This window comes from Microbacterium sp. MYb66, from assembly GCF_002979435.1.
GTDB lineage: Bacteria > Actinomycetota > Actinomycetes > Actinomycetales > Microbacteriaceae > Microbacterium.
On record NZ_PCOV01000001.1, the window covers coordinates 478,871 to 492,792 of the forward strand.

Genomic DNA, 13,922 nt, shown 5'->3' on the forward strand with positions numbered 1-13,922 from the left:
TCAGGCGGTGACCCTCAGGACCAGGGCGATCAGCGCTTCGAGCTCGTCGCTGCGCGGGACCAGTCGTTCCGGACCATGGACATCGAGTGAGTTGTTGAAGTAGAGACCGTCGCTGACGAGCATCACGAGGTCGAGGCTCGCCGTGTCGCGCACGTGGGGTCGGATCGTGTCCGCCCAGCGACGTCGGGTGTCTCGGAGCATGTCGGCCGCGGGGACCGACCCGCCCTGGGCGAGCCGCGTAGCGGCGATCAGCACCCGGTCGAGGGCGTCGTCCTCCATCACCGAGGTTCGCACGTAGTACGCGACCGGTCCCTCTTCCGCCGTCGTCATCCGCTCGAGGTCCAGCGTCGTGAGGTGGTCCAGGCGCTCGACCAGCCCCGCTTCGAGCTCCTCCTTCGATCCGAAGTGGTAGAGCAGGCCACCCTTCGACACCCCTGCGGCTTTGGCGGTCGCATCGAGCGTCGCGGCCCGCTCGCCGTCTTCGATGAGGATCGATTCGAAGGCGTCGAGCACCTTCTCGCGGGCGAGGGGAGGTCGGGGCATCGTGGATCCTCTGCACAGGTACGGGGCGGGACATCTGTTACTATACCATCCGGACGGTTCACTAACCGTGCCATCAGGATTCTGAGAGGTGTGCTTCATGACCCGTACTGCGTCGATCCCGACGACAGACACGGATGCTCCCCGCGTCGGGGCCCGCGGCTGGGCGGCGCTCGTCGTCCTCATGCTGCCGGTGCTGCTGGTGTCGGTGGACAACACGGTGCTGAGCTTCGCGCTCCCTGAGATCTCCATCGCGCTCGCGCCCACAGGGGCCGAGCAGCTGTGGATCATCGACGTGTATCCTCTCGTGCTCGCCGGACTCCTCGTCACGATGGGCACGCTGGGCGACCGGTTCGGCCGCCGCAAGATGCTGCTGATCGGCGCGACGGGCTTCGCCGCCGTGTCGGCCCTGGCCGCATTCGCGCCCACTGCCGGGCTGCTCATCGCCGCCCGCGCGCTCCTCGGCTTCTTCGGCGCCATGCTGATGCCGTCGACCCTCTCGCTCCTGCGCTCGATCTTCCAGAACCGCGACCAGCGCCGGATGGCCATCGCCGTCTGGGCATCGGCGTTCTCCGCCGGCTCCGCGCTCGGTCCGATCGTGGGAGGCTTCCTCCTCGAGCACTTCGCGTGGGGATCCGTCTTCCTCATCGCGGTCCCCGTCCTGATCCCGCTGCTCGTCGCCGCCCCGCTGCTGGTTCCCGAGAGCCGTGACCCGAACCCGGGGCGGATCGATCTGATCAGCATCGCGTTGTCGATGGCCACCATGATCCCCGTGGTCTACGCGATCAAGTCGCTGGCCGTGGACGGCCCCAGCCTGGTCGCCGGCGCGTGGGCGCTGCTCGGCTTCGGAATGGGCTACCTGTTCGTCCGTCGCCAGCTGCGGTCCCGCACGCCGATGCTGGACATGGCCCTGTTCAAGCGAGGCTCGTTCTCGGGAGCGATCCTGGTGAACCTGCTCAGCGTCGTGGCGCTCGTCGGCTTCCTGTACTTCGTGTCGCAGCATCTTCAGCTCGTGCTCGGACTCTCGCCGATGATGGCAGGACTCGCACTCGTGCCCGGCATGCTCGCGATGATCGTCGCGGGCCTGTCGGTCGTGCCGGTTTCGCGCCGGGTTCCGCCGCACATCGTGATCCCGGTCGGACTCGCGTTCTCGGTGGCCGGATACCTGATCGTGGCCTTCACGACACACGAGCACGGCGTCCTGCCGCTCGTGGTGGCGTTCGTGGTGCTCGGCATCGGCATCGGAGCAGCGGAGACGATCTCCAACGAACTGATCCTCTCGAGCGCTCCCGCCGCGAAGGCGGGGGCTGCGAGCGCCGTGTCCGAAACCGCCTACGAACTCGGAGCCGTGCTCGGCACCGCAGTGCTCGGTGGCATCATCACCGCGTTCTATCGTGGTGCGCTCGTGCTTCCGGAGGGCCTGCCCGCCGATGTCGCGCATGCCGCGGGGGAGACCCTCGCCGGTGCGTACACCGCCGCCCAGCAGCTTCCGGGCCAGCTCGGGACGGCCCTGTGGGATGCGGCGACCGCCGCGTTCGGCTCCGGCGTCATGGTGACCTCGCTGATCGGTGCAGGACTCGTCGTCGCCGCAGGCGTCATCGCCGCTGTCACACTGCGCAAAGCCCCCTCGCACTGACCAGTACGCTGGGAGGACCGGCCCGCGCGACTGTCGTCGGGCCTGGGCCGGTCCATCCCCGTGCAGTGCGCAAGGAGTGTCATGTCGCGTGTCGTGAAGCTGGCCGTCATCCCCGGAGACGGCATCGGTCCCGAGGTCATCGCCGAAGCGGAGAAGGTGCTCGACGCGGTCACCGCTCAGAGCGACGTCGAGTTCGACAAGACCCGCTTCTCTCTCGGCGCCGGCCGCTTCCTGGAGACCGGCGACACCCTCACGGATGAGGACCTCGCCGCGATCGCCGCCCAGGACGCGATCCTGCTGGGCGCTGTCGGCGGCACACCGGGAGATGTACGCCTCAAGGACGCGAACATCGAGCGCGGGCTGCTGCTCAAACTGCGTTTCACACTCGATCACTACGTGAATCTGCGCCCGTCCAAGCTGTTCGCCGGCGCCCCCGGGCCGTTGGCCGCTCCGGGTGAAGTCGACTTCGTCGTGGTCCGCGAGGGCACCGAGGGACCGTATGTCGGCAACGGCGGCACGATCCGCAAGGGCACCGCGCAGGAGATCGCGAACGAGACGTCGGTGAACACCGCCTTCGGCGTCGAGCGCGTCGTGCGCTATGCCTTCGAACTCGCCGGACGTCGTCGTAAGAAGCTCACGCTCGTGCACAAGACCAACGTGCTCGTGCACGCCGGCGCCATCTGGCAGCGGGTCGTGAACGAGGTCTCCGCGGAGCACCCCGAGGTCGCGGTCGACTACCTGCACGTCGATGCGGCCACCATCTTCCTGGTCACCGACCCCTCGCGCTTCGACGTCATCGTCACCGACAACCTCTTCGGCGACATCCTCACCGATCTCGCAGGCGCGGTCACCGGTGGCATCGGTCTCGCGGCTTCAGGGAACATCAACCCCGACGGGGCATTCCCCTCGATGTTCGAGCCGGTGCACGGCTCGGCACCCGACATCGCCGGACAGCAGAAGGCCGATCCGACCGCGGCGATCCTGTCGATCGCGCTGCTTCTCGACCACCTCGGCCTCACGACCGAATCCGCGCGGGTCAGCGCAGCGGTCGAGGCCGATATCGCCGATCGCAGCGCCGCGCGGACCACGGCGGAGATCGGCTCCGCGATCACTGCACGCCTCTGACTGCAGGCGTAGGCTGAACGGGCGCGATGATGCGCCCACCCACGAGGAATGGATGATGAGATGACGACCATCGATGCAGAGGCGACCGTGGCTCCACTGGAGTTCCTCGTCATGAAGAACCTGAACGCCGTTTCGCCCGACCGTCTCGCCGAGGCGCTGGAGAATCCGGGATTCGGCGTGGTCTTCACCGACCACATGGTCGACATCTGCTGGTCCGCAAAGGGCGGCTGGCACCGTCCGCGTGTGCAGCCGTACGGTCCGATCCCGCTCGACCCGGCGGCATCCGTCCTGCACTATGCGCAGGAGATCTTCGAGGGGATCAAGGCCTACCGTCACGCCGACGGCTCCATCCACACCTTCCGGCCCGACCGCAACGCCGCGCGCCTGCAGGCCAGCGCCCGCCGTCTCGCGCTGCCTGAACTGCCGACCGAGTACTTCATCCAGTCGCTGCGCGAGCTCATCGCGGTCGACGGTCGCTGGGTGCCGTCCGGCGCCGACCAGAGCCTGTACCTGCGACCCTTCATGTTCGCCAAGGAGGCGTTCCTCGGCGTGCGCGCCGCGCAGAAGGTCGCCTACTACGTGATCGCCAGCCCCGCGGGCGCCTACTTCTCCGGCGGCGTGAAGCCGGTGCGGATCTGGCTCTCCGAGGAGTACGCGCGCGCAGGCAAGGGCGGCACGGGCAAGGCGAAGACCGGCGGCAACTACGCATCGAGCCTGCTCGCTCAGAGCGAGGCCAGCGCAAAGGGCTGCGATCAGGTCGTGTTCCTGAACGAGCAGCGCAACGTCGAGGAGCTCGGCGGCATGAACGTCGTCTTCGTGTTCAAGGACGGCCGCGTCGTCACACCGGAGTCGGACAGCATCCTCGAGGGGATCACGCGAGACTCGCTCCTCCAGCTCGCCGAGGACCGCGGGTACACGGTCGAGAAGCGTCCGATCTCGATCGACGAGTGGCGCGACGGCGTGGCCTCCGGCGACATCGTCGAGGTGTTCGCCTGCGGCACCGCGGCTGTGGTCACCCCGATCGGCGCGCTGGTCGGCGACGGCTTCGATGAGCCGCAGCCCCTGGGTGAACTGGCCCTCTCGCTGCGCGAAGAGCTGACGGACATCCAGTACGGTCGCCGCGACGACAAGCACGGCTGGCTCCTGCGCCTCGACGCCTGACAGCAGGCCTGCTCGGTAGGCTGGATCCCATGAAGATCGCCCGGTTCAGCCACGACGAAGCCATCATGTTCGGGATCATCGACGAGCGCGAGCTCGTGGTCCTCGCCGGAGACCCGATGTTCACCGGGTACGAGACCACGGGCGCGCGCGTTCCCCTCGCGGACGCGGCGCTGCTCGCTCCGGTCATCCCGCGGTCCAAGGTCGTCTGCGTCGGCAAGAACTACCACGATCACGCAGCAGAGATGGGGGGAGTGGCTCCGGAGGAGCCGCTGCTGTTCCTCAAGCCCAACACCTCGGTGATCGGGCCCGACGACACGATCGTGCGTCCGACGCTGTCCGAGCGGACCGAGTACGAAGGCGAGCTCGTCGTCGTGATCGGGAAGATCGCGAAGAACGTGAAAGCGGAGAACGCGCTCGATTACGTACTCGGGTACACGATCGGGAACGACGTCACCGCGCGTGACCTCCAGCGCAAGGACGGACAGTGGTCGCGGGCGAAGGGCTTCGACACTTTCTGCCCGCTCGGCCCGGTGATCGAGACCGACTTCGACCCCGCAGACGCCACGATCGAGACCCGCGTCAACGGCGAGGTCCGCCAGCATGCTCCGCTCACCGACATGATCCACTCGGTGCCGGCGATCATCGAGTACGCCTCGGCGGTGTTCACCCTCCTCCCCGGCGATGTCATCATGACGGGCACCCCGGCAGGCGTCGGCACGTTCGTGGCCGGAGACGTGGTGGAGGTCGAGATCTCGGGGCTGGGCATCCTGCGCAACACCGTGCGCGACGCCGTACCCTCGTCATGACCGCCGTCGCCCTCACGGCGGCACAGCAGACGGCCGTCCAGCGGCGCACCGTGCTGGTGCTGTCGCTCGGGCAGGTGCTGGGCGGCATCGCCTTCGGTGCGACGGTCTCGCTCGGAGCGCTCCTGGCGGCCGACATCTCGGGAAGCGACGCGCTGTCCGGACTCGCGACGGCATCCGTCACGCTGGGCGCGGCCGTGTGTGCGATCCCGCTCGCCCGACTGGCCGCCCGTGTCGGTCGCCGTCGTGCTCTCACCCTGGGGAACCTGTTCGCGCTCGTCGGCATCGCCGTCGTCATCCTCGCCGCGTCGCTTCGCGTCTTCCCGCTGCTGCTCGCCGGGATCCTGATGATCGGCGCGGGCAACGCCGGAAACCTCCAGTCGCGCTTCGCCGCCACAGATCTGGCCGCTCCTCGACATCGGGGTCGTGACCTCTCGATCGTCGTCTGGTCCACGACCATCGGAGGTGTCGCCGGCCCGCTGCTCCTCGGTCCGGGGGAGATCGTCGGGCACGCGGTCGGGATGCCTCCGCAGACCGGCTCGTACCTGTTCTCGTTCGTCGCGCAGTGTGCTGCTCTCGTGCTCTACATCGTGGCGCTGCGCCCGGATCCGCTGCTGGCTGCCCAGCGGCTGGCGAAGGCCGCTGCCGCCGCGACCGGCCACAGTGCCGCGGACCGACCGCGCGTGGCGCGTTATGCGATCTTCGCGGTCGCCGGCTCGCACGTGGTGATGGCGTCGGTCATGGCGATGACGCCGGTGCATCTTTCGCACATGGCGCACGGCGCCCACGGGATGGAGGCGACGCCGGCCGACGTCTCCGCGCTCGTCGGGATCACGATCGCCCTGCATGTCGGTGGCATGTACGCGCTGTCGCCTGTCTTCGGTGTGCTTGCCGACCGCTGGGGCCGACTCCGCGTCGTCCTGCTCGGGCAGGTGCTCCTTGCGGGCGCGCTGGCGTTCGCGGTCTTCACGGGCATCGAGGCATGGGGAGTCATGGTCGCACTCATCCTGCTCGGCCTGGGGTGGAGCGCCGCCACCGTGGCCGGAGCCGCCCTCCTCACCGAGGCATCCGCGCCCGAGTTGCGCACGCGGCGGCAGGGGCGCAGCGACTCGCTGATGAGTCTGTCGGCCGCAGCAGGCGCGGTTCTGGCGGGTGTCGTGCTGTCGAACTTCCAGTACGCGGGACTCGGCATCGCGGCGTTCATCCTCGTAGCGCTGATCGTCGCGCTGTCGCCGCTGGCGCGCGGCGCTCGATGAAGGACTGGACGGGCGTCGGTGAGGCGTACTCCCTCTCCTACGCCGCCCTCTGCGCCGGAACCTTCCCACTCATGAGCGAGGCGCTGGGCGCCGGTCGAGGACGAACTCTGCTCGACGTCGGGTCGGGCGACGGCACTCTCGCCGCCGCGTGGTCGGAGTCGGGGTGGGCGGTCACGGCCTGTGAGCCGGAGGAGAGCATGCGGACGGTGTCGGCGGCGAGGCACCCGGCGATCCATGTCGTCGACGAGGCGCTCCCTGACCTCTCCTTCGCCGACGGCTCGTTCGACGCGGTCACCGCGAACTTCGTGCTGAACCATGTACCCTCGCCCCGCGCCTCTGCTGCCGAGTTGCGTCGGGTCGCCAGGGAGACCGTCGTCGCGACGACCTGGACCCGCTCGCCCTCGTGGCTGTGGGCCGAGGTCACCCGTCGCGCCCTGGTCGAGCCGCTCACCGGTCGGCTGCTCCCGGAGAGCGAGGACTTCGAGCGGACTGCCGACGGCTTCGAGCGGATGCTGCGCGACGCCGGCTTCGCGCGGGTCGCGGTGGTTGAGCACACCTGGATCTGGGAGGCGGATCCGGTGGTCCTGTGGATGTCCGTCGAAGGTGGGGTCGCGGGCGCCGGAGCGCTCTACGCGGCGCTCGGGCCGGACGAACGGCGGAGCTTCCGTCGGGCGTTCGACGAGGTCGTGAACGATCGACTCGTCGATCGGATGCTCCCCTTGGAGCACCGTGCCGTCGTCGCCGTCTGCGCGCCGGTCTGAGCGGACCCGGTCGGCGGCGCCGGCGAACGCGCTCCCCGTAGAATCAAAGGGCTATGGCTACTCCTCACCCCCTCACCACGACTGTCAGTGGTGCCGACGTCCGCGTCCGCTTCTGTCCCTCACCGACCGGGCTGCCGCATGTCGGCATGGTCCGCACCGCGCTCTACAACTGGGCGTATGCGCGTCACAACGGCGGCAAGATGGTGTTCCGCATCGAGGACACCGACGCCGCCCGTGACAGCGAGGAGAGCTTCCGGCAGCTCGTCGACGCGCTCACCTGGCTCAAGATCGACTGGGATGAGGGCGTCGAGGTCGGCGGCCCGCACGCGCCCTACCGTCAGTCCGAGCGTCATGACATCTATCGAGGAGTCATCGACAAGCTCGTCGCCTCAGGCGCACTCTACGAGAGCTACTCGACGGCCGAGGAGATCGACGCCCGCAACGAGGCCAACGGCCGTGCGAAGCAGCTCGGGTACGACAACTTCGACCGCGACCTGACCGATGAGCAGAAGGCCGCTTTCCGCGCCGAGGGCCGTCAGCCCGCCCTGCGTCTGCGGGTCCCGGACGAGGACGTCACTTACGTCGACCTCATCCGCGGCGAGGTGACGTTCCCGGCCGGCTCGTTCCCGGACTTCGTGGTCGTGCGACCGAACGGCGTGCCGCTCTACACGTTCGTCAACCCGGTCGACGATGCACTCATGGGCATCACCCACGTGCTGCGCGGGGAAGACCTCATGCCGTCGACGGCGCGCCAGCTGGCGCTGTACGCCGCGCTCATCGATGCGGGCGTCACGACGTTCGTGCCGCGCTTCGCGCACATGCCGCTCGTGCTGGGGGAGACCGGGAACAAGAAGCTCTCGAAGCGCGACCCGCAGGCGGATCTGTTCCTGCACCGCGATCGCGGCTTCATCCCGGAAGGACTGCTGAACTATCTGGCACTCCTCGGCTGGTCGATCGGACCCGACCGCGACGTCTTCTCGCTCGACGAGTTCACCGCCGCGTTCGACATCGAGAACGTCAACCCGAATCCCGCCCGCTTCGACCAGAAGAAGGCGGAATCGATCAACGGCGACCACATCCGGATGCTGGGGGAGAGGGACTTCGCCGAGCGGACGATCCCGTACCTCGCCGCAGCCGGGCTCTTCGACGAGCCGACGCATGAGCAGCTGGTGATGGCGTTCCGCGTGGCACCACTCGTTCAGGAGCGCGTCCAGCTGCTGGGCGAGGTCCCGGGCATGGTCGGCTTCCTGTTCACCGACGAGGTCTCCTACGCGGAGGATGCGCTCAAGGGCCTGCCGGCGAACGCCGCTGCGGTGCTCGACGCGTGCATCGTCGCTCTCGAGCCGGTGTCCGACTTCACGCCGGAGAAGATCCAGGAGGCTCTGGCGGCAGAACTGGTCGAGAAGCTCGAGCTCAAGCCGCGCATCGCCTACGGGCCGCCGCGTGTCGCCATCACGGGACGCCGGATCTCGCCGCCGCTGTTCGAGTCGATGGAACTGCTGGGCAAGGAGGAGTCGCTGCGCCGTCTGCGCTCCCTCTCCGCATTCCTCGCGAACTGAGCGGCGACGCGCCCGAGCGGCGGCACACGCCGGTGGTTTTGGCGTTCGGCCGCCGCTCGGGTAAGCTTGACTCTCGGTGCGAGGCTCCGGTTTCGCCCTTGGGGTATGGTGTAATTGGCAACACGGCGGTTTCTGGTTCCGTTGTTCTTGGTTCGAGTCCAGGTACCCCAGCAAGACGAAAACCCCCGCTCAGGCGGGGGTTTCGTCGTTTCCAGGGGGAAGAGCCCGCTCTCCCGACTTACTCGCACTCGCCGAGGAAGCCGAGGTAGCAGACCGCCTCGTGCGTCACTGCGGGTTCGTAGTCTTCATTCGAGACCTCGCGGGTCGCCATCTCGGGAGTCCTGGTCAGATGACCGAAATCACCGAGCGACGCGACGACCGAGCCCTCGCTGTCCGCCGCGATCATGCGATCGATCTCGGTCCGATGCTGGGCGCACAGCGTCACCGCGGCGGGCACGAGCTCGACGTCCGCGCAGCCGGCCGCGTACTGGGCCTCCATCGCGGCGATGCAGTCGGTCCAGTCCTGGTCGACGTAGCAGGGGCTCACGCCGTCGTCCGCCACGAGATACAGTCCTGTCTCGTACTCCTCGCTGTGGAACGTCTCCGGCTTCTCGGGCACGTCCACCTTCGTCCAGTGCCGGGCGGTGCTGAAAGCGAAGACCACGACGATGATCGCGATCAGCAGGAGTGCTCCGACGATCGACAACGCCACCCAGAGCCCGACCCGGCTCTTCTTCCCGTCGCCGTCAGTGGCGCCGGACGCAGAGGCCGTCGGCATTCCACCGTATGCGGGGGAAGCGCCGACGAAGGTGCCCGTCTGTGCGAAGTCGTGCCCTCCGAAGGCGACGGTCTCGGCGGTCACTCCCGCAGCGGTTGCGGCGGTGGCGGCGGCGCCCGGCGTGGCCTGCTGGCTGATCGTGACCCAGTAGTCGTACCAGGTCCGACTCGCCTGCGGGTCGGCGTGCACCTGCTGCGCCTCGGCATCCGAAAGCTGGATGCCCAGCTCCTGCCGGGAATCGGCGTGCAGCAGCGACGAACGGAACTCTTCGAATGACAGGGCCATGCTCGCGATGATGGCAGACATCCGGGTCGTCCGACAATCCGCCCCGCGGACGGCGCTGCTGCTCGGCCCGCTCCGACGGGTGCGCACCCAGCACGCCGCCGAGGCGGATGCGCCGCCCGTCGGGGGCTACCGCGAGATCGTGCGTCGCCCCGCCGTCCTGTGGCTCACCCTCCTCACGTTCCTGTCCGTGTTCATCGGCTACGGACAGATGGAAGCAGGCTTCCCCGCCTTCGCCCGACAGATCTCCGAGGTCTCGACACAGGTCGTCGGCCTCTCCTTCGCCGGGAACACCGCGGTCATCGTCCTGCTGCAGTTCGCCGTGCCCAGACTCATCTCGGGCAGGAGACGCACCAGGGTGATGCAGATCATGGCATTGATCTGGGCAGTGTCCTGGGTCGTGCTCGGCGCCACGGGATTCCTTCCCGGCACTCTGACCGCAGCGATCGGCGTGATCGCGTACTTGGGTGTCTTCGCCTTCGGAGAGACGATGCTGCAGCCGACGGTCCCGGCCATCTACAACGATCTCGCCTCGGACCGCACCAGGGGGAGATACAACGCGATCAACTCCGCGGCCTTCCAGGGCGGTGCCATCGCCGGGCCGCTGGTGGCAGGTGCGATGCGGGGCACGGGATGGGGCGCCGGATTCATCGTCGTCATGGTCGCGGGGAGCCTCGCGGTCGGACTTCTGGCGCTCGTGCTCGAAAGCGTCGTGAGTCCCGCGGCGAACGGCGTGCCGATGACGGACGGCGAAGGCGCATCCGGCATCCATCGAACGGACGAGGACGGCGGCGTGCGCACGCAATAGGCTCCGAGCATGGCTCTGGAGTCTCTGTTCCTCCGACTCGACCGCATCGCGGGAGGGCGGCAGTCCGGCGTCGCGATCAGCGAGGCCGACCGCACCCACCCCAAGACCGTACGCGCGTTCACCTGGATCCTCTGGCTTCTGGTGGTCGAGCTCGTGCTCGGCATCGGTGCCGTCATCGTCGCGCTCGTGCTGGCTGTGGACGGGGAGTCCGTCTCGTTCGCGGTGTGGATGCGAACGCTGGTCGTGCTCGCCATGACCGCCACGCTGTTCTACTTCGCCTGGCGTGCGCGGCGGGGCTGGCGATGGGCCTATCGGCGCCTGCGTCTGTTCGCGCAGATCTTTCCGATCATCACGCTCGTCATGGCCGCGATCCCCGGCCTGTATCCGCTCTGGATGGTGTCCGAGCAGATCGTGTTCAGCCTGATCATGATCGGCATCGCCGACTTCCTCACCAGTGACCACATGCGCAGCACGTTCGCCGCGCCGCGTGCCGGGGGCGGAACCGGATAGCACGGCGGCGCGCACGACGCCACTCCCTTCCGAAGACCCCGGCGCATGGCCATCCTCGATCCCAGAGGACGAGAGGGAGGCCGCACGGATGGCACGACTGATTCGCGTCGTACCCGGGGAGGACCCGGGCTTTCGGCGTATGCGCTCCGGGTCGGGGTTCCGCTACGTCGATCAGGCCGGTGAGAGCGCACCGGAGGCGGACCGGGAACGGATCCACGACCTGGTGATCCCGCCCGCGTGGCAGGACGTCTGGATCGCCGCCGACCCGTTGGCGCACATCCAGGCGGTGGGAATCGACGGCGCAGGACGCAAGCAGTATCTGTACCATCCGCTGTGGCGGGTCACCCGTGACCGCCGCAAGTTCGTCCGTGCTCTCGATCTGGCCGCAGCCTTGCCCAGCGCCAGGGCGCAGGTCACCAGGGCGCTCAAGGAAGAAGGGCAGACGAAGGAGCGCGCCCTCGCGATCGCCTTTCGTCTTCTCGATGACGCGGCGCTCCGGATCGGATCGGAGCGGTACCTGGTACGACACGGCAGTCGCGGCCTCACCACACTGCGACGGCGCGACGTGCGCGTCGCGGGAAGCGACGTGGCGTTGTCCTTTCCCGCCAAGAGCGGTCGCACCGCCTCGATCGAGATCACGGACGAGTCGCTCGCTGATGCACTCACGGACTTCGCCGCCGGGAAGTCCGGGGCGTTCCTGCTGGCCTACCGCCGAGGCCGCAGTCGCGTGCGCATCTCGCCGGCTGAGGTGAACGCGTATCTGCGCGAGGTCACCGGGGCGTCGTTCTCGGCGAAGGACTTCCGCACGCTCCACGGGACCATCATCGCCGCCGATGCCCTGGCTCGGATCGGCGAGCTCGATCGGCGCAAGGAGCGCAGTCAGGCGGAGCGCCTCGCTGTGCAGGCGGCGGCGACAGCACTCGGGAACACGACCGCCGTCGCGCGCGGCAGCTACATCGATCCCCGCGTGTTCAGCCAGTACGCGCGCGGGCGGACGCTCGATCTCTCCGTGACGCCGGAGACGGCCATCCGGCGTCTGCTGGGCGGCCCGGAGATCTCGAGGAAGGTCACCCGAAGATCGGGAGCCAGACGACGGCGATGAGCATGGGGATGAGCGGCGTGGCGACTGCCGCAACGACAGGCCACCACCGCACACGGGTGTCGACGGTTCGGGCACGCTCGCTGAGCAGGTCGCCGTCGCGACGGTACGTCTCCGGGTCGAGCGGTTCGGCGGCCTCGTCGCGATAGAGCAGCGTGCGGCGTCCGAATCGGTCATGCAGGGCCGCGATGACCGTGACGAACCCGCGCAGCTCGGCCTCATCGGTGAGGTCGACTGCGGGGAAGTAGACGTGCAGCGTGCTGTCGATTATCTCCAGGTCGAGTTCGGCGCTCTCGTCGAGGAGGATCGCCATCAGATCCGGCGTGAGGACATAGAGGGCGTCGGTCTCGTAGCCGCGGGGCACCGAGACTTCGAACACGTCGCTGAAGTCGCCTTCCAGCCGCAGTTGCGACGTCCCGGTCGGGCGGCGGGGGAGGACGCTGAGCGCCCCACCACCGCGCCTCGAGCGGAGCGTGATCCGCGGAGCCTCGGATGGGAGCGGGATGCGCACGGCGCGTATCGTGTGCATCGTCGCACCCTCGCGATCGCCCACCACGAAGGTGCGTTCGATGCTGTCGAAGGGAATCTCGGTGTGCCGCGCGTCGAGGTGGTCCTGCGCCGTGCGGCTTCCCCGATCGATCTGCTCGTCGACGGACCCACCCCAGACGCGATCGCCGACGTCCGCGCGAAACGTCCATCCCAGGGCTTCCGCGATGCCGGCCAGCACGGCTCGCCGCCGACGGTGACGGCGGATCGCGACGGTGGACGCGGCGACGATCGCCGCGCCCGCGAGCACCGTTCCCAGCTGCCCGAGCAGGAGGGGGGTGTCGCGCAGCTCGAACCCGACGGGAAGCAGATGGAACGCGACGACCGCGGCTATCAGGAGATAGGCGGCGGATGCGGCGACCAGCGGGACCCCGCCCCGCCCGCGGTGGTCTGCGTGCGGGGCGGGGTCGTCGGCGGAGTCGGTCAGCACTTTCAGGGCTTGTAGACGATCGCGATGTTCAGCTGGCCGCTCTCGCGTGCCCACGCGAGCCAGTGCGGCTCGTTCGTACCCGTGAGTCGCTGGATCGGAACGACGTAGATCCCCTGCTCGGGCCGGCTCAGCGCGCGGAACTCGGGCTTCTTCGAGATCCAGATCGAGTTCCCGCCATCCCAGGGCTCGAGGCACGTGTAGACATAGCCGTGTTCCCGGAGGTTGATGCGGTCGGTGAGGCTTTCCGCCTGCTGCCGGAGCTCCGCGACGATCTCAGAGGGGACTGTGCCGTCGAGAGTGAACGCGGCGACGTCGTAGACGTTGCCCTCGCCGAAGTCGCGGGTGGCGAGGATCGTCAGCTCGGTGACGCCCTTGTCGGCGGTTCGGGTCCACAGCGCGTGCGAGTTCTTGGCTCGCTTGTTCATCAGGAAGCCGCCGAAGTTCACCTTCTGGAAAGCGAAGTCATCGAGCTTCGACGCGATCGCTGCACGTGTCGTCATGGGGTCTTCTCCTTGTCCGGGGAGGTCGGGCCGCCTCTCCGTCGAGCGAGCCTAGGCGCGGACGACCGGGCGCCGTCGGAGCCCGAACGAGCCCGAACGCGCGTCCTCCGCGACGGCCACGGCCTGCC

At 68.5% G+C, this 13,922-nt stretch carries 14 protein-coding genes and 1 tRNA gene; 11 read left to right on the forward strand and 4 right to left on the reverse strand.

The annotated features are described in order from the left end of the window. Complete coding sequence (locus CQ045_RS02250; RefSeq protein ID WP_105721053.1) at positions 1 to 543, reverse strand: TetR/AcrR family transcriptional regulator; 543 nt, start codon at positions 541 to 543, stop codon at positions 1 to 3. 97 nt (positions 544 to 640) lie between these two features. On the opposite strand from CQ045_RS02250, the gene CQ045_RS02255 reads away from it, so the two are divergent. The 8 genes from CQ045_RS02255 to CQ045_RS02290 all read left to right on the forward strand — a co-directional run bounded on the left by CQ045_RS02255 (position 641) and on the right by CQ045_RS02290 (position 9,012). Then, complete coding sequence (locus CQ045_RS02255) at positions 641 to 2,176, forward strand: MFS transporter (protein WP_105721054.1); 1,536 nt, start codon at positions 641 to 643, stop codon at positions 2,174 to 2,176. A gap of 81 nt (positions 2,177 to 2,257) precedes the next feature. Next, positions 2,258 to 3,301 (forward strand): 3-isopropylmalate dehydrogenase, encoded by a 1,044-nt coding sequence (locus CQ045_RS02260; RefSeq protein ID WP_105721055.1) that lies wholly within the window; start codon positions 2,258 to 2,260, stop codon positions 3,299 to 3,301. Between the two features lie 60 nt (positions 3,302 to 3,361). After that, positions 3,362 to 4,462, forward strand: coding sequence for a branched-chain amino acid aminotransferase (locus CQ045_RS02265; protein WP_105721348.1), 1,101 nt, complete (start codon positions 3,362 to 3,364; stop codon positions 4,460 to 4,462). 29 nt (positions 4,463 to 4,491) lie between these two features. Next, positions 4,492 to 5,268 carry a fumarylacetoacetate hydrolase family protein gene (locus CQ045_RS02270; RefSeq protein ID WP_105721056.1) on the forward strand — a complete coding sequence of 259 codons (777 nt, stop codon included), beginning with the start codon at positions 4,492 to 4,494 and terminating at the stop codon, positions 5,266 to 5,268. Next, a complete protein-coding gene (locus tag CQ045_RS02275) occupies positions 5,265 to 6,521 on the forward strand; it encodes an MFS transporter (protein ID WP_105721057.1) in 1,257 nt (418 codons plus the stop codon). The genes CQ045_RS02270 and CQ045_RS02275 overlap by 4 nt, the downstream gene beginning before the upstream one ends. Further along, complete coding sequence (locus CQ045_RS02280; RefSeq protein ID WP_105721058.1) at positions 6,518 to 7,282, forward strand: class I SAM-dependent methyltransferase; 765 nt, start codon at positions 6,518 to 6,520, stop codon at positions 7,280 to 7,282. The genes CQ045_RS02275 and CQ045_RS02280 overlap by 4 nt, the downstream gene beginning before the upstream one ends. Positions 7,283 to 7,335: 53 nt before the next feature. Beyond that, on the forward strand, positions 7,336 to 8,841 hold the full coding sequence (gltX, locus tag CQ045_RS02285) for a glutamate--tRNA ligase (RefSeq protein WP_105721059.1): 1,506 nt from the start codon (positions 7,336 to 7,338) through the stop codon (positions 8,839 to 8,841). A gap of 99 nt (positions 8,842 to 8,940) precedes the next feature. Beyond that, positions 8,941 to 9,012: transfer RNA gene (locus tag CQ045_RS02290), tRNA-Gln, on the forward strand. Between the two features lie 67 nt (positions 9,013 to 9,079). On the opposite strand, the gene CQ045_RS02295 is transcribed toward CQ045_RS02290, so the two are convergent. Next, positions 9,080 to 9,904 (reverse strand): hypothetical protein, encoded by an 825-nt coding sequence (locus CQ045_RS02295; protein ID WP_146115169.1) that lies wholly within the window; start codon positions 9,902 to 9,904, stop codon positions 9,080 to 9,082. Positions 9,905 to 9,914: 10 nt separating this feature from the next. On the opposite strand from CQ045_RS02295, the gene CQ045_RS02300 reads away from it, so the two are divergent. The 3 genes from CQ045_RS02300 (at position 9,915) to CQ045_RS02310 (ending at position 12,321) form a co-directional block, all read left to right on the forward strand. Further along, a complete protein-coding gene (locus CQ045_RS02300; RefSeq protein WP_258130927.1) occupies positions 9,915 to 10,709 on the forward strand; it encodes an MFS transporter in 795 nt (264 codons plus the stop codon). Positions 10,710 to 10,718: 9 nt separating this feature from the next. Beyond that, positions 10,719 to 11,219, forward strand: coding sequence for a hypothetical protein (locus CQ045_RS02305; protein ID WP_105721061.1), 501 nt, complete (start codon positions 10,719 to 10,721; stop codon positions 11,217 to 11,219). A gap of 88 nt (positions 11,220 to 11,307) precedes the next feature. Further along, positions 11,308 to 12,321 carry a DNA topoisomerase IB gene (locus CQ045_RS02310; protein WP_105721062.1) on the forward strand — a complete coding sequence of 338 codons (1,014 nt, stop codon included), beginning with the start codon at positions 11,308 to 11,310 and terminating at the stop codon, positions 12,319 to 12,321. Here the strand turns inward: CQ045_RS02310 and CQ045_RS02315 are convergent. Beyond that, positions 12,287 to 13,294, reverse strand: coding sequence for a hypothetical protein (locus CQ045_RS02315; RefSeq protein ID WP_105721063.1), 1,008 nt, complete (start codon positions 13,292 to 13,294; stop codon positions 12,287 to 12,289). The genes CQ045_RS02310 and CQ045_RS02315 overlap by 35 nt on opposite strands. 2 nt (positions 13,295 to 13,296) lie before the next feature. Beyond that, positions 13,297 to 13,794, reverse strand: a complete 498-nt coding sequence (locus tag CQ045_RS02320; protein ID WP_105721064.1) for a hypothetical protein — start codon at positions 13,792 to 13,794, stop codon at positions 13,297 to 13,299. Positions 13,795 to 13,922: the final 128 nt, after the last annotated feature.

What these genes read in the sequence shown, in the direction of transcription:
- CQ045_RS02250 (WP_105721053.1), bottom strand. Translation starts at nt 543, where the DNA reads ATGCCCCGACCTCCCCTCGCCCGCGAGAAGGTGCTCGACGCCTTCGAA.
- CQ045_RS02255 (WP_105721054.1), top strand. Translation starts at nt 641, where the DNA reads ATGACCCGTACTGCGTCGATCCCGACGACAGACACGGATGCTCCCCGC.
- CQ045_RS02260 (WP_105721055.1), top strand. Translation starts at nt 2,258, where the DNA reads ATGTCGCGTGTCGTGAAGCTGGCCGTCATCCCCGGAGACGGCATCGGT.
- CQ045_RS02265 (WP_105721348.1), top strand. Translation starts at nt 3,362, where the DNA reads ATGACGACCATCGATGCAGAGGCGACCGTGGCTCCACTGGAGTTCCTC.
- CQ045_RS02270 (WP_105721056.1), top strand. Translation starts at nt 4,492, where the DNA reads ATGAAGATCGCCCGGTTCAGCCACGACGAAGCCATCATGTTCGGGATC.
- CQ045_RS02275 (WP_105721057.1), top strand. Translation starts at nt 5,265, where the DNA reads ATGACCGCCGTCGCCCTCACGGCGGCACAGCAGACGGCCGTCCAGCGG.
- CQ045_RS02280 (WP_105721058.1), top strand. Translation starts at nt 6,518, where the DNA reads ATGAAGGACTGGACGGGCGTCGGTGAGGCGTACTCCCTCTCCTACGCC.
- gltX (WP_105721059.1), top strand. Translation starts at nt 7,336, where the DNA reads ATGGCTACTCCTCACCCCCTCACCACGACTGTCAGTGGTGCCGACGTC.
- CQ045_RS02295 (WP_146115169.1), bottom strand. Translation starts at nt 9,904, where the DNA reads ATGGCCCTGTCATTCGAAGAGTTCCGTTCGTCGCTGCTGCACGCCGAT.
- CQ045_RS02300 (WP_258130927.1), top strand. Translation starts at nt 9,915, where the DNA reads ATGGCAGACATCCGGGTCGTCCGACAATCCGCCCCGCGGACGGCGCTG.
- CQ045_RS02305 (WP_105721061.1), top strand. Translation starts at nt 10,719, where the DNA reads ATGGCTCTGGAGTCTCTGTTCCTCCGACTCGACCGCATCGCGGGAGGG.
- CQ045_RS02310 (WP_105721062.1), top strand. Translation starts at nt 11,308, where the DNA reads ATGGCACGACTGATTCGCGTCGTACCCGGGGAGGACCCGGGCTTTCGG.
- CQ045_RS02320 (WP_105721064.1), bottom strand. Translation starts at nt 13,794, where the DNA reads ATGACGACACGTGCAGCGATCGCGTCGAAGCTCGATGACTTCGCTTTC.